Below are 22,162 nucleotides of genomic sequence, written 5' to 3'. Positions count from 1 at the left end.
TTAGATTTCATAAAGAAAAGACGATAATGTAAGATCGTCTCTTCTCTTTTAATAATGTTATTGATAAAATCCTTCAGGAATCCCTGCGAATTTTCTTTTGTGATAAAGTAGCGGTTCTTTTTCTGCACTCTCAATATCGATTACTTCACCAATTAAAATTGTATGATCGCCTGCTTCAACCGTTTTATAGCTGGTGCATTGCAACACGCCTGCTGCACCCTTAATAATTGGCAGATTATGATCAGATAAGCTCCATTCACAGTTTTTAAAACGGTCAATGCCTTTGCTCGCAAACAAGGAACATATGTCAGCCTGATCGCTTGCTAAAACATGTACTGCAAATTTTCCCGATGTTTCAAATACTTTTTTAGAATTTACTTTATGATCAATTGACCAAAGAACTAATAATGGATCTAAGGATACTGATGCAAAAGAATTGACTGTCAGCCCCAATGGCATCCCTTTTTCATCAGTCGTTGTAACAACAGTTACTCCTGTTGGATAATTTCCCATTATCTCTTTAAAACGATCGGTATTGGACATATAACAAACCACACCTTCCAAAACAGCTTCATAGATTTTTATAGTTCTGAGAATTCTTCTACCAGTTCTTTAAACGTATTTAAAGAATTCTCAATTGGTTGCGGGGCCGTTAAATCCACCCCTGTTTTCTTTAATAATTCCAGCGGATAATCTGCGCTTCCGCTTTTTAAGAATTCCAAGTAAGAAGCAAGGACATCCTGATCACCTTCAAGGATTTTGGTAGCAAGCTGAATCGCTGATGCATAGCCTGTTGCATATTTATAGACGTAAAACGGGCGATAAAAATGAGGGATGCGCGACCAGCCATATTTTACTTCCTCATTAAATACCAGTTCATCTCCATGATACTCCTTAAACAGCTTTTCATATACGTCATTAAATACTTCCGCATTCAATGGCTTCCCTTCTTCTGCCATCTCATGAGTGATTTTTTCAAATTCAGCAAACATGACTTGAGTAAAGAAGGTTCCCTTAAATTGATCGATAAAATGATTGAGTAAATGTTTGCGAATCGTAGTATCTTCTTCTTTATTTAACAAGTACTTAATCAATAGCACCTCATTAACAGTAGATGCCACTTCTGCGACAAAAATACTGTAGCGGGCTGTAATTTGCGGCTGATGCTGAGAGCTGAGCTTGCTATGTACCCCGTGTCCGCATTCATGCGCCAAGGTAAATAAACTATCCAAATCATCGCGATGGTTTAATAAAATAAATGGATGAACACCATACACACCTAAATTATATGCACCTGAACGCTTCCCTTTTGTTTCCCGAACGTCAATATAGCGAGATTCTTTGAACTCCTTCAAGACGTTAATGTAATCACTACCTAATGGTACCAACGCTTCACACATTGTGTCAAAGGCTTCATCATAAGATATTTTTAAGTCCACACCTTTTACGAGCGGTGCACTTAAATCATATTGCCTGAGATCATCTAACCCCAGCTTCTCCTTTCTCAACTTCGTATATTGATGCAGCGGAGCAATATTTTTTTTAGTTGTCAGAATTAAATTCTCATAAACCTCTCTCGGCACTTGATCGCCAAATAATGATTTTTCTAAAGCAGAAGGATATTGGCGAAGCTTTGATGTTGTAACATTATTTTTTATAGCAGCAGACAATGTTGATGCGATTGTATTTTTCAATTGAAGATAAGGCTGGTAGTAAGCTTGATAAGCTTCCTTCCTTTTTTCGCGATCCTCATGTTCAATCAGTTTTGCATACATGCCTCGTGTTAACTCTACCTTATCCCCCATTTCATCAGTAACGTCCCCAAATTTGATATCTGCATTATTGATCATACTAAACGTGTTGGAAGGTGCAGATAATGATTCACCCAGCTGAGAAAGGATTTCTTCTTGTTCTTTTGATAAAACATGCGGCTTGTAACGAAAAGACTCTAATAAGTCCTCTTCAAAATATTTCAAACCTTCCTCTTCAGCTAAATATCCCTTTAATGTCTTCTCCTCCAAGCTCAATAGGAAAGGCATGAAAAAAGAAGTGGCTGAACTAACCTTAACGCTCAGCTGTTTGGCTTGATCCACTAATGACTGATGATGGGTATTTCTCGTATCTTCATCAGATTTTAACATGGCGTATGCATACAGCTTGCCAAATAAAAAAGACAATTCTTCTTGTTTCTTTAAAAATTGAAAAAGTGAAGAACCATTGTTAATTTGTCCATCAAACTTTTTTAGGGCATCTGCAATTTCAGCAATTTCCTTATAATCCTGCTGCCAAATAGATGCATTCGCATAAATATCGTCCACATTCCATTTTTCATTTAATGGCACATCTTCACGGCTTTTGTATGTAGTCATGGAAAATCTCCTTTTATTTCATTTTTTCTCTTTATAAGTTAATATTACTAAATATATTCTATATATCAATTCCTAAACCTTATTCATTCATATAAAATAAAAAAGTAGAACAAAGGAGTGAATCTATAATGGCAGCAATCACATTGCCTCATATTGAGGATGCCAATCAAACAAGCTATTATCCCCCTCTAGGTGAATATGAAGTTTTTGATAACGAAACCCATTATTATGAAAAGCTGAAGGAATGGGGTTTAACAGCAAAAGAAGAATTTTGGTATAAGCAAAAAACCCACCAGCGACTAGTCAAAATTATTGGGTATGAAGTATACGGCCAGACACAGGATTTGAATACCATCATTATCGAATTCCAAGATGGAAAATTGAGTTGTATTCATCCAGCTTACTTAAAGGAGATGCAGGCTGGAAGCTTTGGAAAAGAGGCTTTCCTTGCAGCAGGTGAACCAGCTGTTACAGAAGTAAAAGAAAAACCGAAAACTGCACCAGCACCCAAAAAACAGCCCAAGAAGAAGGGGCCAGCTCCGAAAAAGCTGGAGCTCCCGGAAGACAAAGTCCATTTCTCAGCAAAGGTGAAACAATTCGGCTTAAGCTGGAATCATTTTAAAGACGATAATGATGAAGTCATTGTGCTTGAAGATGTTGTGATTGAAGGAGAGGAACAGACAGAAGTTGGACTTGCCTGGTGCTCACATTCAAACACACTCAAAAAGCAGGAACTTAGTAAAGGTGACCAATTAGAGTTTGACGGTAAAATTGTTAAAAAGAGCCTCCCTAAAGGCAAGGATGCTGAGGAAGAGTTCATCGTAGAAGAAAAAATCACCTATAAAATAAATAATCCTTCAAAAATAAAGAAGGGTTAAAATGAAAAGGATCGTTGAATATTAATCAACGGTCCTCTTCTTAATATTTAAGTCTTTGATCTAATTTTTTTTAAAAATATGTATTATGAGTTTAACTAGCCTATCAAAATTGTGAGTTCCTGAACTGTCTACCTATTGTCTATAAAAAGTTATAGCTTGCGAACTTTAATCTCAGTAACCGCATGTCTCTTACCTTTTTTTAATATTAGGTCAGCACGATTTTTAGTAGGTAAAATATTTTCAATAAGGTTCACTCTGTTCGTTTCACTCCATATACGATCAGCCACTTGAGATGCAGCATGTTCGGAAATCTTTGCAAACTTATCAAAATATGATTCAGGGTTTTTAAATGCCGTTCTTCGAAGTAAATGAAAGCGCTCCTTATACCAACTTTCAATGTCAGTTTCATCAGCATCAATATACAAAGAAAAATCAAAAAAGTCAGAAACGAATGATTTCACTCCCTTTTTTTTATGCTTAGGCGGCTGCAAAACATTTATTCCTTCGACAATTACAACATCTGGCTGGCACAAATCCTGATTTTCTCCTATTAGAACATCGTACTTTAAATGAGAATACACTGGAGCATATACGTCAGCTCTTCCTGACTTCAATTCTGATAAAAACCGAAAAAGCTTCGCCACGTCGTAGCTTTCAGGGAATCCCTTTTTCTTCATCAACCCTTTGGACTCCAGCTTTTCATTCGGATAAAGAAAGCCGTCAGTCGTTACCAATTCAACTTTTGGTTGATCAGCCCATCGTGAAATCAAGTATTGAATGATTCTTGCAGTAGTACTTTTCCCGACGGCTACACTGCCGGCAATTCCAATGATATAAGGAACCTTTTTTGTTTTATCATTCAAAAAAGCATTGCGAGTTTTATGAAGCTCTCTTGTACTCGAGTAATATAAATTGACTAACTGAGATAATGGCAGATATATTTCTGTGATTTCCTTTAATGATAAACATTCATTTATTCCTTGCAGAGACTTAAGATCAATATCATTTAATGAGATTTGGGTAGCTTGAAGATTTGACCATTCTGCCCTATTAAAAGATATGTATGGAGAGTATTTTTCAATCGTCTCACTTTTCAAAGTTTATCCTCTCTTTTCAGTTACTAATATTTATTATATTGGTTTATTTAAAATTAATTTATCACTAAATCGGATAAAAATATAGAACTTTATCCAGTAACTGTTCATTAACAAATAAGGAAAATCCTTTTTAAATGTCGGATTGTTTGCAGTTTTCGCCGGATTATTTTTTATTTTTGTCGGATTGTTTACGATTTTCGCTGAATTATTCTCGTATTTGCCGGATTGTTTGTGGTTTTTGCCGAATTAAACTTTTGTTGCTGCTAATTTCTAAAAGGTATCAGCTTTATAATTCAGAATTCAACTATTTTACTGTGTTGTCCTCAAACCATTAATGCACAAACACTAAGATCCTTACAAAAATTCTCTTTTATTTTCTCGTTTCCCAATAAAACTTAACAGATCTTTTCCAACTAAAGGCTTATCATCAAAGCGCTGTATAATATGTAATGGCTATGAAAAAGATGCTGGCCGGCTGCAGAATAGGTATTCTAAGCAAGATTATAGCCATTAGGTTGGTGATTTTCATCCAAGTAAGCCTTTACCTTCTTTACCAAATCAAATGTATCAGCCCAATCATCTTCAGATAGCTCAAATACATTTTCTCTATGTTTTTTTGGAATAATCAGTCCTGAACCGATTAGAATATCTTGAGGCATTTGGGTAAATAAACAATTTTCATTGCTCACCACTACTTTTTGACTTGGTTCTAACTCAAGCTTACAAAGCACATGATTATTAAAACATTTCCGAATATTCCTCTTCAAACTGTTATTAAACATACGGGTATTAAAGACCAAAAAAAAAACAATCCTTCAAAATTATGAGTCGTCCCACATGCAGTTCAATTAAGGTAATGAATAGTGGTTGAAAATTGTCTATTAAACTAAACCAGTTGCCTTCACTATTCCAAAAAAACATAATTAAGAGTCCGAGATAAAGTAATCTAGAATCACTTGCAGCTGATATGATTATAATGAAAGAAAATCGCCACCCGGATTTTTATCATTTGTAGCTGCTTGACTTTCTTCATAATATTTCCTAATTGTAAGACAAACTATAAATTAATCTTAAAAGAGATATAAAAATACCAGAACAATTAATTCACATCCTGCACGAATAAGCCTTCGTTGGTAAACCCTTCGATCATCCATAAATTTAAATTTATGTAGTATGCGATTGTCAACGCATCAAAAAAAGCCGCCGAATATATTCGGCAGCTTTCTGGCATCTATTAAAACTTAGCAGCAGCTTCTGCTGTTTTCACTAAGCCAGCTTCAACGATTTCTTGTTTGCGCTCTGGATATTGGTTATGACCTTCGATAACCACTTCTTCAGGGTTATTAATGCCCCAAAGGCTGATGATTGCTTTAACAAGGTTTAGAGACATTTCTGCCGCCTTCATGTATTCTAAAGCGTAATCAGAACCTCTAGCATTTAAAAGAATGACTTTCTTATCACCAGCAAATCCTACTGGACCTTCAGCAGTATATTTGAACATTTTACCAGCTTGAGCTAGGTAAGAAACATAGCTGATTAATGGTGCTGGGACAGTTGAGTTCCAAAGTGGAAATGCAAAAACAATTTTATCAGCAGCGAAAAATTGAGTTAAATATTTTTCTATTAAACTTGCACCTTTTGCTTCTGCAGGTGTTAATTCTAAGCCTTGATTGCTTTTGAATGCGCCCATGATTGCATCATTACCGTAGTAAGGCATATCTTCTTTGAAAAGATTTAATTCGGTAATTTCATCTGCTGGGTTTGCCTCTTTATATGTTTGTAAAAATGCATTATACATTTGTACGCTCACTGCTTGTTCAGCAGGACGATCACTTGCGTTTATAAATAAAACCTTTGCCATTTGACAGGACCTCCGAAGTAAGTAAAATTATTAATTGAGATATATTAAAATAAAACATCTCGAACCAAAAGTAATTTTAGTATAGTTTTTCAATCCTGTCAATGTAATAAATTTCATGTTGTTTATCTTAATAACGCCTTAAAAATTATTCAATTCATCTTTAAAAGCAGAAGCGGCCTTAGCAGGGTTGTGCGCGCGAATAATAGCTGAAACGACTGCGACACCAGCTAGTCCCTTATTTTTGATGGAAGCTATATTGTCTATCTGTATTCCACCAATAGCGACAGCGGGAATCGTTATATTAGATGTAATTTCAGTCAATGACCCATCCAGAAGCAATTCGGCATCTTTTTTAGATTGAGTAGGAAATACTGAACCAACACCTACATAATCAGCACCATTTCTTTGTGCATCTTCTGCTTCAGCTAATGTTGCTACTGATACACCGACAATCATTTCTTGAGGAACAATTTTTCTTACTGCAGCTACAGGCAAATCATCTTGACCAACATGAACCCCAGCTGCTCCTATTGCTAGAGCTATATCAACACGATCATTGATAATAAGAGGTACATCATATTTCTTCAATAATTCATTTAAGTGCAAAGCTTTTTCATAAAAAACCTTTCCTGAGCTTGCTTTTTCTCTTAACTGTACGAGAGTTGCTCCTCCCTTTATTGCCTCTTCAACAATCGTTGCTAACTCATTTAATGGGATGGACTCTTCTGTTACTAAATATAGACTGTAATCCGGCTTCATTTTATGCGAACTCCTTTGATCCATGCTTGATCATTCATTTTGCTTATTTCATCCATTAATTTGATGCGGAACGTTCCTATTCCTTCATCCTCTTTCAGTGATGCCTTCGCTTTCTCACCTGCTAAGCTCATAGTTGCCATACCTGCAATAGCCGCATGAAACCAATCATTCGTAATTGCCGCGAATGATGCGATGAGCGAGGCAGTCATACAGCCTGTTCCTGTTACACGAGTAAGAAGGATGTCACCATTACCCACTTGAGCAATCGAAGATTCACTTGCTATAACATCAACTTTTCCGCTAATAACTATGATAGCTTTCAAGCTTTTGGTAGCATTTCTAGCTAAATCTTCCAATGGTATATCGATTTCTCCTGCATCAACGCCTCTCGTGTGTGCTTGGCCGCCGAGTAATGAGTAGACCTCAGTGGAGTTCCCGCGGATGATTGCCACGTTTACTGCTTTCAGGAATTCTAGTGCCTTTTCTGTTCGGTAAGCTGTTGCACCAACTCCGACAGGGTCAAATATTACAGGAATCTCTTTTTGGTTTGCAGCTTGGCCAGCAATAATCATAGCATCCAGCATTTGGTTATTGATCGTACCAAAATTGATGACTAACGCGTCTGCCAGTCGTGCCATATCACCTGCTTCGGCGATTCCAGACGCCATCACAGGCGAACCTCCAATCGCTAATGTCGCATTGGCACAATCATTAATCGTGACGTTATTCGTAATATGGTGGATAAGCGGTGTTTTTTCCTTTAATTGAGTAAATAATTGTTCAATGATTTGTTTATCCATCTTTTGCATCCTCCTTTTATTACTGATTATCGAGATCTATATAATCCAGCCTTTTCATATAAATCATAAAAATGATGTGTCGGTCCATGACCGTTGCCAAGTTCAAGACTATTTTCTATGGCGATTAGTATATATTTTTTTGCCTCTTTAACCGCTTCTAATAGGGGCATGTCCTTTGCTAAATTCGCGGCAATTGCTGAAGAAAGCGTACAGCCAGTGCCATGAGTATTTTTTGTATGGATTCTCTTACCTGCTATCCAATAAAAATCATTTCCATCATAAAGTAAATCCTCAGGTTCTCCTTCAAGATGGCCGCCCTTTAATAATACAGCAGCTGGTCCAAGAGCATGAATTTCTATACAAGCTGCTTTCATATCTTCCTTTGTCTTGATTGATCTATTAGTTATTACCTCTGCTTCGGGTATGTTTGGTGTAATGAGAGTGGCGAGTGGAAGCATTTTCAATATAAGCGCTTCCATTGCTTGTTCTCTTAAAAGGTGATGGCCGCCCTTGGAAATCATTACAGGGTCTAATACAATATTTCTAGGCTGGTAATGAATGAGCTCTTTTGCTACTACCTCTACAGTACCCTCTGATGATAGCATCCCAATTTTTACAGCATCTACTTGAATATCATCTAAAACAGCTGAAATTTGATCCTTGACGATAGGTAAATCAATATCCTGGACTGAACGTACTTCTACAGTGTTTTGTGCGGTAATGGCTGTGATGACGGACATGCCATAGACACCATTTGCTGCAAACGATTTTAAATCGGCTTGAATTCCCGCGCCGCCTCCTGAATCAGAGCCTGCGATTGTTAATGCTGTTTTCATGAATATATCCTCCTAATGCACGATTTTTTATTAACACTTTCAAAAAAACATAGCCTAATAAAGCGCCGGTAAATGAACTAATAATAAAGGCAGGCAGAAAGCCAAAAAGTGTCGCTTTCTGTCCGAGAATCAAGGTGGCGATTGGATAAGTGGCTAATGCACCTAAGATTCCTGTTCCAATCACTTCCCCTGCAGCTGCTAAACCGATTTTCTTTGTTTTTGAGTAGAGAATAGCTGCTAAGAAAGCGCCAATCATACTTCCTGGATAAGCAAATATACTTCCAGTACCTAACATATTTCTTAATGTCGAAGAAAGGAAAGCCTGTAATACTGCATACCAGGGACCGAGTATGACTGCTGCTAAAACATTTGCCAGATGCTGGATCGGAAAAATTTTCGCAAATCCAACGGGAATAAAGATGATACTGCTTGATATCGTTGTAATGGCTGCAATGACTGCAGTGATTGTCATCTTTTTTGTTTTATTCATCGGTTTACCCTTCTCTCACATTTTTTGGCTATGACGTTACCTTTCTTATGTATCAAATTCTCCTTTCACTCTCTATCATGTTGAATTTTAGCTCCTGTCTATTTTGGTGGGATCAAAGAAAAAAGCCGCTCCCCACATGGGAAAGCAGCTTGACAATACAAGTTGTATTGAAAAAACGCTTCCCCACGCTAGTATGAACTAGATCAGGTCCAAAGGGTATTTTCTCAGCCAAAATGGCACCCCTAGCAAAATATAAAAATCCTCACTTCTGACATCGAAGTGAGGATGAATTTGGCAATCATCAACATGCTCACTTCCCTACGCCAGCATTAACCGGATCAGGTTCAGAGGGTTTAGAACGAATGTTCAATCTCAGTCTATTACTAGACACCCCTAGTGTTTATAAATAATGTGAATTCATCATATCATGATTTTTTGCATATGCAAATCAATAAACAATAAAAACATAAAAAAGCTTTTTTACAAAAATAAAGAATGATAAAATATCTACTATATACTATCAATTTGGTAAAGAAAGAGGCTTTCAATAATGGGGAGACATTTAGAACAAAGCATTGTTTTAATAGGGTTTATGGGTGTAGGCAAAACATCAGTCGGAAAAAGCCTTGCTGAAAAGCTAAACTGGAAATTTATTGACACAGATGAAGAAATTGAAAAAGAATTAAACCTGCCTGCAACTGAAATATTCAGAACATTTGGGGAGAAGGTTTTCCGTGCAAAAGAAAAAGAAGTGATCGAAAGAATTTCTCATGAGAAAAATAAGGTTATTTCGGTTGGCGGTGGAGCTTTTCTACAAAAGGAAGTTAGAGCTATTTGTCTGGAAAATTGTACAGTTGTGCTGCTGGACCTTTCATGGGATCATTGGCTTGATCGTTTGCCATTAATCATTGAAACAAGACCTGTCCTGCATAATCGCAGCTTAGATGATATACAGCAATTATATGAAGAAAGAAAATCTACATATAACTACCACCATGTTAAGGTAGATATTGATGAACGATCCATTGAAGAAGCGGTGGATCAGATAATGAATGATTTAACAGCGGCAAATTAATTCAGCTATAATTAATCGTAACATACGGAAACGCTGTTGCTTTGAATCATTAACAGCGTTTTTTTTTAGTAGAAAAAGATTGAACACTATTTTTGCAGAATCTTAGTATCCATACTCTTCAAATTCCTTTTCACTGCTATAAAATATATTTATATCAATGAATTTTTCATCACCGCTATATCCATCTAATTGTTCCCGGTCTGTATACTGCCAAAAAGTCCATGTTCTTTTATCTGGCAAAGAAGGCTCCCTGAAAACGTCTCTAATCCATATATCACATTGATCAAAACGATCCTTAATGTACAAGTCATAAGCTTTTTGTGTAGTGTAAAGAATAACACGTTGTCCATAATGTTCTTCTAGCATACCTACCATTGCATATAGCTCTTTCTCAACCCCAATGCGCGCAGGAGGATTCTTTTCTTTGTCACCGTAGAATTCAACATCAATCACTGGAGGCAAAGCGTGTTGATCAACTGGAACAGTTTTAATGAAATTTTGCGCCTGTGTTTTACCTGCGCTATCATAGCTGAAAAAATGGTAGGCGCCAATCCGCAAGGCTGTATTCCCCGCATTTCTCCTATTCTGTTCGAAAAATCTGTCCACAAAGTTGCTACCTTCAGTTGCTTTGATAATGGCAAATTGCATACCTTGTTTTTGTAATTGCGGCCATTCAATTACACCCTGATATGCTGAAACATCCACGCCTTTCACTGGATAATTTTTTGCATTGGAAGCATTGGGGATAAAGATTCCTTGATACCATAATACGACCGCCAAAAGGATGACACTTATTAAAAAAATGAGCAGATAAATAACCAGTCTTAGTTATTTCATTGTTGATGTTTTACTTTCAATACTCATCTTTAACACCTCAATTAGCGCCCTATTTTACAACTATTTTCGCACTTATAGGCTATGTTCACAATAACGATTGTAAAAATAATGAAATATTTTTTAGTTTAGAAAGATATAATCACTCAAACATCAAAAAAGGCGTGAATTCTTAAGTGAATTCACGCCTTTTTTATTTCGTCAAGTATTGGAAATACATTTAATGTCACCTATATGGACTAAATAGCAGAAATGACCGGAGTTTCTTCATCTACTTTCACTATCCAGCCAAAGTGATCATCTATTTCTCCTCTTTGAATTCCTGTTAATGTATCGTAAAGCTTTTTGGAAACTTGACCTGTTTCTCCATTATTGATGCATAGCTTTTCACCATTCCAGAAGAATTCACCAATTGGCGAGATAACTGCTGCAGTCCCTGTTCCAAATGCTTCTTCTAATTCGCCTCTTTTGTGGGCTTCATAAATTTCATCAATTGAGACTCTTCTTTCAGATAAAGGAATGTTCCAATGTTTAATTAATTCGATTACTGAATTCCGAGTTACACCCTCAAGAATGCTACCATTTAATTCAGGTGTAACAATTTCACCATTAATTTTAAAGAAGATATTCATGCTTCCTACTTCTTCTACATACTTGTTCTCTTTCCCATCAAGCCATAAAACCTGAGAATATCCCGTCTCTTCTGCTACTTCCTGCGCTTTTAAGCTGGACGCATAATTTCCGCCAGTTTTGGCATTGCCAGTACCACCTTTAACTGCACGAACGTATTCATTTTGCACTGCAATTTTAACTGGGTTGATACCCTCTTTATAGTACGCGCCAACTGGCGACATGATAATAATAAATTGAAACTGCTTAGATGAAGCAACACCCAAATATGGTTCAGTCGAAATAATGAATGGTCGGATGTACAGTGATGTTCCAGGTACATTTGGTACCCATTCACGATCAACAGAAATCAATTTTTTAAGTGCTTGTACGGCTAATTCTTCATCAATTGCAGGAATGCATAAACGCGTATTGGATTTGTTCAATCGCTCCATATTCATATAAGGTCTGAACATTAGCACTTCCTGATCTTTAGTTAAGTAGGCTTTAAGTCCCTCAAAAACACTTTGGCCGTAATGGAACACCATTGCAGATGGGTCTAGCTTTAACGGTTGATACGGAATAATTCGCGGATCATGCCAACCCCTTCCTTGTGTATAATCCATAATGAACATATGATCTGTGAAGTTCTTACCAAACTCCAAGCTATCAAATGCGGGTTTTTGTTTTTTTGCCGAACTTAGGTTGATTTCGATTTGATAATCATTCATCTTTACTCATTCTCCCTGTCTAAGATCAATTTAAGTGCAATCCTTCATCTTCAGTCAATTGCGGCTGTTACATATTCCGAACCCAGTGGCTATCAGATGATTTGTGAGTGCTATAAAAATCTGCCCTTTAAAAGGATGATAATTATATTCACTCATCCAATATATACATTTAAAACCAGGGATTTTTAGCGCTTTACTGCTTAAAATTAGTGTAGCATCCCCTTAATAAAGTACATTGATTGTTTAAAATATTATGAACCTTATTCAGACTAATGTCAACACAGTTTGCAGAACTTTTGGAGTAAATCTTTTAATTCAGCCTGGGACTTTAAAGAAGTTAATAACGAGAATGCTCTGTCCTCATAATTTTTGGAATGGATGATAATAATAAATGAAACATTGAATGTTTATTGGAGGTACCGACATTGAGTAAAAGTAAAAACAATTTAACTTCAGCTGAAATAGGCTGTCTCTGGACATCGTATATGAATGATAGTATGTCTGTAACTATTTTAGAATTCATGCTAAAACACATAGAGGATAAAGACATCAAGCCCTCGGTGAAATTTGCTCATAATATGGCCATGAAACATTTAGAAGAAATACGTGCTCTTTTCAGACAGGAAAAGTATGCGATTCCAGAAGGTTTTTCGGAAAATGATGTGAATATGGATGCTCCTTGGCTATTTTCAGACGTCTTTTGTTTGACATATGTCAATCACATGGCAAAGGCTGGAATGGTGGCTTACAGTGGATTTGTCGCTATGAGCGCTAGAGAGGATGTCAGCAAATACTATACTAAAGGACTAATTGACACGGCAGCTCTTTTTAACGAAACAAATAAAATCGCATTGGAGAAAGGTTTACTGGCAAGACACCCTTACATTGAAGTGCCACAAGAAACTGATTATGTGGAAAGTAAAAAATATTATAGTGGATTAAATCCTTTAACGAGTAAGAGACCCTTAAATGCCATAGAAATATCACATTTATATATGAATATCTTAACTAATTCAATAGGTGTTAAGCTTTGTCTCGGTTTTGCGCAAACCTCTCCATCTAAGGAAATACAAGACTTCATGCTAAGGGGAAGTGATATTTCTAATAAGCATATTAAGGTTTTTACTAACTTTCTAATGGACAACGATATTTCCGTCCCTTGGCTGCCGGATGTGAGTGTCAGTAAGTCGACTACAAAAACCTTCTCAGATAAACTAATGATGTTTCATATGTCTTTATTAAGCGCCGCTGGAAAAGGAAATTACTCGACTGCAGCTGCTGCCAGTCAACGGATGGATTTGAGTGTTGATTATGAACGCCTTTCATTGGAGATTGTGCAATTTGCCAAGAGCGGTGCAGATATAATGATTAAACATCACTGGCTTGAACAGCCTCCAGGAACAAAAAATCGTAAAGAACTAGCCAAAAAAAAATCATGAACCCTTAATAATAAAAAAAAATGACTAAAGCATTTCGCTTTAGTCATTGAAACCATCCTTTTTGCTTGGAATGAGTAATCGCTTCTATTCTATTTGTAACCTCAAGCTTATCTAATATCGCTGAAATATAGTTTCTTACTGTACCTGTTTTAATATTTAGGCTTTGCGCAATTTCCTTGGTACTCTTTCCTTCAGCTATGAGTTCCAAGACTTCCTTTTCCCTGTCGGTAAGTGGGTTTTCTTCGTTATATACATCATCCATCAGTTCAGGAGCGTAAATTCTTTTACCATCCATAACACTGCGGATGGAACTTGCCAGCTCTTCACTAGGACTATCCTTTAGTAAATATCCTTGTACTCCAGCTTTTAAAGCTCTTTGAAAGTATCCTGATCTTGCAAAAGTGGTTAATATGATAACCTTGCTCTTTCCTGTTACCTCTTCAGCCGCTTCCAACCCGCTTTTCTCGGGCATTTCAATATCCATTATACAAATATCTGGCTTTTGTTCGAGGACGAGAGTGATTGCTTCTTCTCCATTCGATGCCTTACCTACCACTTCCATATCATCTTCTAGGTTAAGCAATGACCCCAATGCCCCTAACATCATCCTTTGATCTTCAGCTATGACGATTCTTATCATATTTCTCTCCTCCTTCTTCTATTTGCTTGATTACATTAGGGACCGAAACTTTAATGATGGTGCCGTTATTTGTCTGGATATCCAGGTTTCCATTTACAAAATCAAGCCTTTCCTTCATTCCGTGCAAGCCATTTCCCTTTATCATATCGATGTCTTCAGACATACCAATGCCGTTATCCTCAATGATTACACTGATTGCCTTTTTTTTCTGTTCAATTGTAATCTTGCAGTAAGAAGCTTGACTATGCTTTACTACATTCGTCACCGCTTCCTTCATACACATGCTAAGAATATTCTCAATAAAAACAGATGCATTAGTCCCTTTAACGTGCTCCTCACCGATATATTCTATTTGAGCTGCTTTAAGGATTTGTCTTACTCTGATAATTTCTTCCTTTAATCTAATGCCTCGCATTTGAGATACCATTTTACGCACTTCATTCAAGGCAGTCCTTGCTGTTTGCTGTACATCCTTTATTTCTTCCTTAGCTTGTTCAGGATCCTTATAAACGAGCTTACGTGCCAAATCACTTTTTAGTCCAATTAATGAAAGCTTTTGACCAAGTGTGTCATGTAAATCTCTAGCAATTCTCTGCCTTTCTTCCTGTTTGACTAAATCTGCAATTCTTTGATTAGCAGACTCAAGCTGTTCCTCTAATTGTTCTTGCTTTTTCTTATTATAAATATTAAAGGGAAGCAGAATCACACTTATCCAAATGATAATAACGAAAGGAATCTGTGTTAGAAACAGCTCATCTTTAATGACGAGATTATAATTAATGACAGCTGTTATTGCGACCAGATGTATGATGTAAACCGTGAAATAAGCAACACGGTTCTTTATGTTTCCGTTATAGTAAGCAATAAAAAATGAAAAATATACATATTTAAAGATAATCAGCATGGTAATAGATATTAATATTAAAATAGTTGACCACATATACACTGGCCATTTTTTCGATATGAACGCAAATCTAAAGGTGATAAAAAACAATATGGTCAGCACAATCCCTACGATGATTTCAATAGTGGAGGAGGATTGAAAAATAAAATAGAACGGAAGAATACTTAACAAAATCCATATATATGGTGTAATGCCTGCACTTTTTAATTTGTTTAAATATTTGTTATTCATTAGTATACCTCATTTATCAATCAGAATACGGAGGTGTCTTGTCGGCTAGTACCTCCAGACACATTTCTACCAAAGCTGGACAAAAAAGCTAACTCCTTTGTCATCATAACACAAAGGAGTTGGTAGATTATTCTTTATTTAGCAGAAGGTGTTAAGTGATTCTTTTCCTTGTTTTTCTCAGCCATTTTTTCTTTGAGGCCTTTATATCCTACAAACATTTTCTTCTCTTCATCCCATAGGCGGAATTTCAATGAGTGAAGACTTGTAGAAAGCGTAATTGTAGGAACATTTTTCAATGGCTCACTATTTTCATGTGCTGCTTCAAGCTGATAATTTGGGACCCTCGGACTTAAATGATGTACATGATGGTAACCAATATTCCCTGTCATCCACTGAAGTAATTTCGGAAGCTTATAAAAAGAGCTTCCTTCAACTGCCGCCTTCACATACTCCCAATTCTCATCTTCTTCAAAATAGGAGTCCTCAAAAGTATGCTGTACATAAAACAACCAAATACCTGCAGCGCCAGAAATGAGAAAAATTGGAGCTTGCACAAGTACAAACGCTTCCCAGCCAATCAAAAAGCACATGCCAGTATAAAGAGCAACAATGGATACATTCGTAAGATACGTATTCATTCTTTCCTTCATTTTCGCGCCTTTTCTATTAAAACGATTTTTAATTAAGAATGTATAAATGGGACCGATTCCAAACATAACTATAGGATTACGATAAATTCTATAGCCAATTCTCGTTAAGAAAGGAGATGCTAAGTATTCGTCTACAGTTAATACCCAAATATCACCCGTTCCACGCTTGTCCAAATTACTGCTTGTCGCATGATGGACGGAGTGATCATGTGCCCAGGCACTATAAGGGAAAATAGTAAGAACACCAGATATGGTTCCAACTACTTTATTTGCCTTACGGTTTTTAAAGAAGGAATGGTGACAACAGTCATGAAAGATAATAAAGATTCTAATGAGAAAACCGCCTGCAACAACGGATATCGCTAATGTTAAAAAATAGGAGATATCTAAACTTAAGTAGGCTAAATACCATAATCCAAAAAATGGAACGAATGTATTAATAAGTTGGAAAACACTCTGTTTTGTATTCGATTTTTCATATGGAGAAATTTGTTTTTTTAAGGTTTTAAGGCGCTCTTTAGTCATATATCTATTCCTTTCTTTACTTATTAAATATATGATAATGCCACCGCTGTTTTTTGTGAAGACATAGGTGTCATATGCCACCCATGATAAATGTCATACTTGCTATTAATACCTAGTCATAAAATTAGCTCTCAATTGTATGAACTAGTCCAAAAAGAAGCTGATAAATCAACTGATACGCTTCACCAATTGACATTTCCTCTTGAAAACCTTCAACATGATTAAATGTAAAATTAATTTCCCAGATGCCATCTTTTTGATTAAACATTGGACTTAATCTTGCATCCTCGCCATGAAGACGTTGTTCAAAATAGGATTTGATTGTCTTTTCATGTTTCTTTTGCTTTTTCAAACCGATTAAAACATCATATGTTTTAAATAGATCATCGACTTCAAAAGAAACGGATTCCACATCTATGAACTCAAACCATTCGGACTCCACATACATAAATTCATTCATATGCTGCTTAAAATAGGTAATTGGCTGATTTAGGAAACTAGCTGAAGATTCTTCGCCCAAAAATTCATCAGTAGCTTTATCTCCGCGTTCTATATAAGCATCACTAAAACGTAATTGTCCGTCTTTTTCTTGCAGATTTAAGTCACCTTCTATCAGCATATGTTCTTTTGCATAATCGAGCTCTTCCTTAAAGACAACAGATGAATCTCCATTGCTTGATATTTCAGCTTGTACATAGGATTGAATTTTATCTTTTAACATTTGTTACACCTCATCTTATTCTACTGTTTAATTGTATGTTTAGCGTGCTTCCCTAATTTATGTAATTTTAGGAATGGAAACCCTAAAATGAATAATGATTCTCGTTTTTATAATGAAGTGTTTTGCAATAAATAGCAAGGGAAATCAGCATCCAGTTAATTAGTTAGTTAATCTTTCTTTTAGGATGAATCGAAGGACATAATAATTAAACGACTGCTTTTCCATAAGAAAAGACGACCGAAAAAACCTGATCGTCTCTCCCATACTTATTTTTCAGGAATCGCACAATTACCGTCCGTACAAGTGGCATCTTGATGACTATCACTTGATAGGTTTTGTAATTTGGGTGCAGGGTTTTCTTCTTCCCATACTTGTTTTAAAGCGCTCGCGAAGGTTTCAGGTGGCTGTGCGCCTGAAATCGCATATTTCTGATTGATGATAAAAAATGGTACGCCTGTGATTTGGTATTGTTGAGCAAGCGCTTGGTCAATGCGGACATCATTCGCATATTGATTGTTATCTGCAAGAACATCCAATACTTCTTTCCTGTCAAGACCAATTTCCTCAGCGATATCTGCAAGAACATCATGATCACTGATTAACTTAGACTCTGTGAAATAACCATACAATAATTTTTCCGTGATTGCAGCTTCCTTGCCCTTTTCTTTAGCAAACTTTGCAAGGCGATGGGCATCAAAAGTGTTGGTTGGCTTCATTTCATCAAAATTAAAGGTTAAGCCTGCTTCGGAAGCCTGTTGTTTAATGTTCTCATTCATTTGCTTCGCCTGCTCTACAGTCGTCCCATATTTTTCAGCGAGGACTTCATTCATACCTTTACCGCTGTACACAGGTGAACCCGGTTGAAGCTCAAACGCTTTATATTCAACCTCTACTTGATCTTTAAAAGGAAAATTCGTTAAAGCGTTCTCTAATCGACTTTTACCTATATAACAAAAAGGACAAACAAAATCTGACCATACTTCAATTTTCATATTCGAAAACCTCCATTCTTCCTTCATATGATAACATAGCCCTCTGCAAAAAACTGTGAAATAATGCTCATATTCCATGTTCTAAACATCCATTTAATCATTTCACACAACTTGATTAATCGGTTTGAATATAATAGTTTATCGAACACTTCAATTAAGAAGAATGTGGTGATCATGAATGGATAAAATAAAGCTATTTCAAAATTTACAGGAAAGAAATTTAACTTTTGATGAAGTTTTTATCCGCATAATAAATTTTATGAGACGGCAGCCGCGCGGGAATTTTAAGTTAATCGTTGGCACTGATTCCCAAGTTCATGCCGGACATACCATTTTCATAACAGGAATTGTCATTCAAAATCAAGGAAAAGGAGCTTGGGCGTGTATTCAAAAGACGGTCATTCCACGAAAAATGCTTCATTTGCACGAAAGAATCTCATATGAAACATCCCTAACAGAAGGAATTGTTTCATTATTTACCCCTGAGAAGAAAAATCAAATGATTGATATCGTCCTTCCGTTCATTTACCAGGGAGCGACCTTTACTATGGAAGGTCACTTAGATATCGGTGCTGGTCAGAGGAACAAAACGAGAGAATTTGTATCAGAAATGATTGCAAGGATGGAATCAATCGGAGTTGAACCAAAAATTAAACCTGAAGCTTATGTTGCTTCCAGTTATGCTAACAAATATACAAAATGACTAGGCGGGAGCAATGAATAAGGGCTGAAGTGCTTGGTGGTATGAATAATGCGAAGTTATTTAACTTAGGACTAGTAAAAAAGTGCACATCCGCTTACTTACATTAGTTAAAGCAATATAGCAGGCATATGTTAGTATCAAAACTTATTTGTATATCGCTAAGTAGTTAATATGACTTTTTAGGGGTTTCTACATGAAAAATAATACAATAATCCATTTATTGCCACTCCATAAAAAAAGCCATCTGCACAGTATACATCCTTTTTAAAATTGCAGCATTTCACAACAAATTTTCTCATTTCCATTCCCCCCCTCTATGTCCAAGTACATTAAGAGAAAAAACTTAGATAATTTAATTTGAAGAATTTATCCTTTTTTGTCTTTGTCTAAGTTTATTTTGAACTAAAATGCCTTCTTTGAATAAAGATAGGAAAGTAATTGCGATTTATTTTCCTATCTTTATTCATTTCAATTTTAGCTCATTTATTATTTTTTCTTTCGACGAAATAAATCGATTGATTTGTATTGTTGAGAAAGAATATCAACCATTTGTTGATGACGCTTATCCCTTGTCTGTTTTTGCTTCGCTGAAAATATGTAACGTGCCCAGTCCTTTTGGTATCCAGGAGTTAAGTTCTTAAAAAAATTAAGTTCAGTTGGATGATCGGCTAATATCACTTCAATATCCTTTACATTGTCCTCATAATCTGCAACGCATTGGCTCGCAGCGGAAGACTGCTTGACTTTCTTTTTTTCACGTTTTAAACCAACAACAGTGAAGACATCATCCATACTTACCATACGTGCGAACTTGATATCACTACCACCTACATATCCATCCTCTCCAACTTGCATTGCAGGAAATAATTCATCTCTGTGAATAAACGTATCATAGCGGGTGTTACCTTTTTTCGGATAAGCAAAAAACAAATAACCTTTCTCAATTAATAACTGTTCATTATTCAAGATAAAATTTGTTTGGTCAACCATCTCATCAATTGTTTCTACAAAAAAGAAAATAGCATCATGATCTTCGGAAAAGGAAGTTATTTGTTCAGTAAAAACCTCATAGTCGCTTGGTTGATTGATGATTACCATGTTGGTATATTTATTAAGATTTAATTTATCAATTATTGTCATAACAATCTCCTTATGTTTTTTATTGAGGACTTCATATTTCTTAAAACAGTATAGCCTCTAATTGAGGGGGTCTTCATGTTAGTTTTTAATTAAATAGTACCTGATCTTCATGGCATATGTAATGTATTTTTAAATTCTAAAGATTTTTATAGATTTCATCTTTACCAAATGCATTTAGAAACTTCCCTCTCATAAGAACTGGTCCATTGATACGATCTCCATAATGATTCTTTAACTTAATCTTTTCCTTTGAAGTAATCGTACGATTTTTTATCTGAAGGCGCTTCAGTGTATTGGAATCGACCTGCCCGATTAACCCTGATTTATCGAACATAAATTGTTGGAGGGTGTTACCTTCCAAGCGATAACGGATAGATTCTTCTATTTCATTTAAAAGGACAAGAAAAGAATCATCATAGTAGTAAAAATATACTTCATTTGAGTTCACGACATTCAATGCGTAGCAATCAATTATTCCGAAGTTACTTCCATCCCATAACCTTTGACCATTCATTGAATAGGCAACTACACCTGCACTTCCCATAAGCTGTTCCCATCCAAAACTCCCAAAAATACCTTCATCAAAATAACTAACCCAAATTGTATCTGTCTCGTCAATTTGTACATGGCTAATACCATCACCAAATGTAAAAGCCTTGATTAATCGGCCATTAGGATTGTATCTCCTTGCATTTCGTTCAGTCTTTTTCCCTTCCTTTAAACAGCGGCCTTGTAAATAAGTATTGTTCCGTCTGTAAATAAGTCTACTGCAGTGGGGTTAAGTGGAACATTTTTTAATTCAATTGTTTCAATGCTCTTACCCTTAAACATTCGAATTGTCCAATTGTTTTTGCGAACCGGTCGATAAAGAAAGTCTATTTCTTCTAAATCACTTTCGATTAGCAATAAAGTTCCATTCCTTGTTATTTGACCAGTAACTACATTCGAATTCAAACAATATTCCATCCATTTATTCATGATTATGCTTACTATTTTATCAGTCCAATCTACTCACTAATATGGATTTTTTATGATTATATTTTGATATTACCATAGAAATTGGCATAGTTCCTTTAATATTCCGCACGTTCTATCAGTTCAAACTTTCATCATCAATACTAAACGGAAGCTTGATTGTCCAACGACAGATACAGTGATTTTTAATTAATCATTTTGGATAATCATATCTCTTATACTGCTCTTTCATGATAGCAAATCTGTAAAATATTTCATGCAACCCCGAAAAATTTGTATATGAAAAAGCACACCATTAGCAATGATAAATGGTGTGCTCAATATTTGTATAGACTTATTTCAGACCTGAGAAGATCACTACTTAAAATTTTAGATTTTATCGATGGTAAGCATTGAGTTCCTCTGCTTTTCTTGCAACGGCTTTCGTTAACTCTGTTGTAATCTCAGGAAGAGACGACTTTAAGATGTTATTCGCCATCTTCGCCATCATTCCATCTGCATTAATTTCGAGAAATCCAGTCATTAAAATAGAATCCGAGGACCTAATCACCGCTGAAAAAAATCCTTCTCCAGTGAATTTTTCGTTTAATCCAGTCAAGTTAAATGTGACTTTGCTAGGCTCATTCCAGTGGGTAATATCAACTTTTAGTTCAATTTTCTTTTTCATAATACCTACATCTGTCTTAAAAGCCCATGTAGATTCTTTTTCATTGATAATTTGGTGATCAATATACCCTGGCACTAGCGGTGCCCAATTGTTCATGTCACTGACAAAGGTCCATAGATTTTCAATCGATACATTTACTTTCTCTTGATGATGATAGCTCGGCATTTGTACAGTCTCCTTCATTTGAATGTCAAAGTTGTCTTCTAAAATATTTCTATTCATATGATTAAGAGAAC

Annotated in this window: 24 protein-coding genes and 2 riboswitches; of the genes, 4 read left to right on the top strand and 20 right to left on the bottom strand. The window is 35.9% G+C overall.

Translation table 11 applies throughout. The annotated features are described in order from the left end of the window. Positions 1-57 precede the first annotated feature (57 nt). On the bottom strand, positions 58-543 hold the full coding sequence (locus J2S17_RS01750; RefSeq protein WP_307471296.1) for a flavin reductase family protein: 486 nt from the start codon (positions 541-543) through the stop codon (positions 58-60). A gap of 38 nt (positions 544-581) precedes the next feature. Further along, complete coding sequence (gene pepF, locus J2S17_RS01745; protein WP_307471294.1) at positions 582-2,369, bottom strand: oligoendopeptidase F; 1,788 nt, start codon at positions 2,367-2,369, stop codon at positions 582-584. 128 nt (positions 2,370-2,497) lie between these two features. On the opposite strand from pepF, the gene J2S17_RS01740 reads away from it, so the two are divergent. Continuing rightward, the gene (locus tag J2S17_RS01740) at positions 2,498-3,247 is read left to right on the top strand and encodes a hypothetical protein (RefSeq protein WP_307471292.1); all 750 of its coding nucleotides are present in this window, start codon (positions 2,498-2,500) and stop codon (positions 3,245-3,247) included. Between the two features lie 149 nt (positions 3,248-3,396). Here the strand turns inward: J2S17_RS01740 and coaA are convergent, their stop codons facing one another. The 7 genes from coaA to thiW all read right to left on the bottom strand — a co-directional run bounded on the left by coaA (position 3,397) and on the right by thiW (position 9,090). Continuing rightward, positions 3,397-4,344, bottom strand: a complete 948-nt coding sequence (gene coaA / locus J2S17_RS01735) for a type I pantothenate kinase (RefSeq protein ID WP_307471290.1) — start codon at positions 4,342-4,344, stop codon at positions 3,397-3,399. Positions 4,345-4,835: 491 nt separating this feature from the next. Further along, positions 4,836-5,126: an HIT family protein gene (locus J2S17_RS01730; protein ID WP_307471289.1), complete on the bottom strand. Its 291-nt coding sequence runs from the start codon at positions 5,124-5,126 to the stop codon at positions 4,836-4,838. Positions 5,127-5,578: 452 nt separating this feature from the next. Continuing rightward, positions 5,579-6,205 carry an FMN-dependent NADH-azoreductase gene (locus J2S17_RS01725; protein ID WP_307471288.1) on the bottom strand — a complete coding sequence of 209 codons (627 nt, stop codon included), beginning with the start codon at positions 6,203-6,205 and terminating at the stop codon, positions 5,579-5,581. A 138-nt stretch (positions 6,206-6,343) separates the two neighbouring features. Continuing rightward, a complete protein-coding gene (gene thiE / locus J2S17_RS01720; protein WP_307471286.1) occupies positions 6,344-6,964 on the bottom strand; it encodes a thiamine phosphate synthase in 621 nt (206 codons plus the stop codon). Then, positions 6,961-7,764 carry a hydroxyethylthiazole kinase gene (gene thiM / locus J2S17_RS01715; RefSeq protein ID WP_307471284.1) on the bottom strand — a complete coding sequence of 268 codons (804 nt, stop codon included), beginning with the start codon at positions 7,762-7,764 and terminating at the stop codon, positions 6,961-6,963. The genes thiE and thiM overlap by 4 nt, the downstream gene beginning before the upstream one ends. A 26-nt stretch (positions 7,765-7,790) precedes the next feature. Continuing rightward, positions 7,791-8,600, bottom strand: a complete 810-nt coding sequence (thiD, locus tag J2S17_RS01710) for a bifunctional hydroxymethylpyrimidine kinase/phosphomethylpyrimidine kinase (protein ID WP_307471282.1) — start codon at positions 8,598-8,600, stop codon at positions 7,791-7,793. Continuing rightward, positions 8,569-9,090 (bottom strand): energy coupling factor transporter S component ThiW, encoded by a 522-nt coding sequence (thiW, locus tag J2S17_RS01705; protein WP_307471280.1) that lies wholly within the window; start codon positions 9,088-9,090, stop codon positions 8,569-8,571. The genes thiD and thiW overlap by 32 nt, the downstream gene beginning before the upstream one ends. A gap of 163 nt (positions 9,091-9,253) precedes the next feature. Then, positions 9,254-9,344, bottom strand: a riboswitch (TPP riboswitch). 44 nt (positions 9,345-9,388) lie between these two features. Beyond that, positions 9,389-9,495, bottom strand: a riboswitch (TPP riboswitch). A 145-nt stretch (positions 9,496-9,640) separates the two neighbouring features. Here thiW and J2S17_RS01700 point away from each other — a divergent pair. After that, complete coding sequence (locus J2S17_RS01700; RefSeq protein ID WP_307471278.1) at positions 9,641-10,165, top strand: shikimate kinase; 525 nt, start codon at positions 9,641-9,643, stop codon at positions 10,163-10,165. A gap of 102 nt (positions 10,166-10,267) precedes the next feature. Here the strand turns inward: J2S17_RS01700 and J2S17_RS01695 are convergent, their stop codons facing one another. Both J2S17_RS01695 and J2S17_RS01690 read right to left on the bottom strand, forming a co-directional pair. Next, positions 10,268-10,987 carry a glycoside hydrolase family 25 protein gene (locus tag J2S17_RS01695; protein WP_307471578.1) on the bottom strand — a complete coding sequence of 240 codons (720 nt, stop codon included), beginning with the start codon at positions 10,985-10,987 and terminating at the stop codon, positions 10,268-10,270. Positions 10,988-11,238: 251 nt separating this feature from the next. Beyond that, a complete protein-coding gene (locus J2S17_RS01690) occupies positions 11,239-12,339 on the bottom strand; it encodes a branched-chain amino acid aminotransferase (RefSeq protein ID WP_307471276.1) in 1,101 nt (366 codons plus the stop codon). Positions 12,340-12,764: 425 nt separating this feature from the next. Between J2S17_RS01690 and J2S17_RS01685 the strand changes: the two genes are divergently transcribed. Next, positions 12,765-13,778 carry a DUF3231 family protein gene (locus J2S17_RS01685; protein WP_307471274.1) on the top strand — a complete coding sequence of 338 codons (1,014 nt, stop codon included), beginning with the start codon at positions 12,765-12,767 and terminating at the stop codon, positions 13,776-13,778. A gap of 43 nt (positions 13,779-13,821) precedes the next feature. Here the strand turns inward: J2S17_RS01685 and J2S17_RS01680 are convergent, their stop codons facing one another. From J2S17_RS01680 to J2S17_RS01660, 5 genes are all read right to left on the bottom strand, one after another. Next, on the bottom strand, positions 13,822-14,418 hold the full coding sequence (locus J2S17_RS01680) for a response regulator transcription factor (protein ID WP_307471273.1): 597 nt from the start codon (positions 14,416-14,418) through the stop codon (positions 13,822-13,824). Next, positions 14,396-15,553 carry a sensor histidine kinase gene (locus J2S17_RS01675; protein WP_307471271.1) on the bottom strand — a complete coding sequence of 386 codons (1,158 nt, stop codon included), beginning with the start codon at positions 15,551-15,553 and terminating at the stop codon, positions 14,396-14,398. The genes J2S17_RS01680 and J2S17_RS01675 overlap by 23 nt, the downstream gene beginning before the upstream one ends. 134 nt (positions 15,554-15,687) lie before the next feature. Beyond that, positions 15,688-16,728 (bottom strand): Delta(5) desaturase DesA, encoded by a 1,041-nt coding sequence (gene desA / locus J2S17_RS01670; protein WP_307471269.1) that lies wholly within the window; start codon positions 16,726-16,728, stop codon positions 15,688-15,690. 124 nt (positions 16,729-16,852) lie between these two features. Continuing rightward, entirely contained in the window at positions 16,853-17,449 is a 597-nt protein-coding gene (locus J2S17_RS01665; protein WP_307471267.1) for a branched-chain amino acid aminotransferase, read from the bottom strand. Positions 17,450-17,715: 266 nt separating this feature from the next. Then, complete coding sequence (locus tag J2S17_RS01660) at positions 17,716-18,441, bottom strand: DsbA family oxidoreductase (RefSeq protein WP_307471265.1); 726 nt, start codon at positions 18,439-18,441, stop codon at positions 17,716-17,718. Positions 18,442-18,619: 178 nt separating this feature from the next. On the opposite strand from J2S17_RS01660, the gene J2S17_RS01655 reads away from it, so the two are divergent. Then, complete coding sequence (locus J2S17_RS01655; RefSeq protein ID WP_307471263.1) at positions 18,620-19,144, top strand: ribonuclease H-like YkuK family protein; 525 nt, start codon at positions 18,620-18,622, stop codon at positions 19,142-19,144. Between the two features lie 486 nt (positions 19,145-19,630). Here the strand turns inward: J2S17_RS01655 and J2S17_RS01650 are convergent, their stop codons facing one another. From J2S17_RS01650 to J2S17_RS01635, 4 genes are all read right to left on the bottom strand, one after another. Continuing rightward, positions 19,631-20,284, bottom strand: coding sequence for a YdeI/OmpD-associated family protein (locus J2S17_RS01650; RefSeq protein WP_307471262.1), 654 nt, complete (start codon positions 20,282-20,284; stop codon positions 19,631-19,633). Positions 20,285-20,420: 136 nt separating this feature from the next. Continuing rightward, complete coding sequence (locus J2S17_RS01645; protein ID WP_307471260.1) at positions 20,421-20,828, bottom strand: YxiH-YxzG fusion protein; 408 nt, start codon at positions 20,826-20,828, stop codon at positions 20,421-20,423. Between the two features lie 173 nt (positions 20,829-21,001). Beyond that, positions 21,002-21,262 carry a hypothetical protein gene (locus tag J2S17_RS01640; RefSeq protein WP_307471258.1) on the bottom strand — a complete coding sequence of 87 codons (261 nt, stop codon included), beginning with the start codon at positions 21,260-21,262 and terminating at the stop codon, positions 21,002-21,004. Positions 21,263-21,635: 373 nt separating this feature from the next. Next, positions 21,636-22,148 carry an SRPBCC family protein gene (locus J2S17_RS01635; protein ID WP_307471256.1) on the bottom strand — a complete coding sequence of 171 codons (513 nt, stop codon included), beginning with the start codon at positions 22,146-22,148 and terminating at the stop codon, positions 21,636-21,638. Positions 22,149-22,162 lie beyond the last annotated feature (14 nt).

Origin of the sequence: Cytobacillus purgationiresistens, assembly GCF_030813235.1 — a bacterium.
Classification (GTDB): Bacteria; Bacillota; Bacilli; order Bacillales; family Cytobacillaceae; genus Cytobacillus; species Cytobacillus purgationiresistens.
Note: the sequence above shows the minus strand (reverse complement) of the source record. Positions and strands in the feature narration are given on the sequence as shown.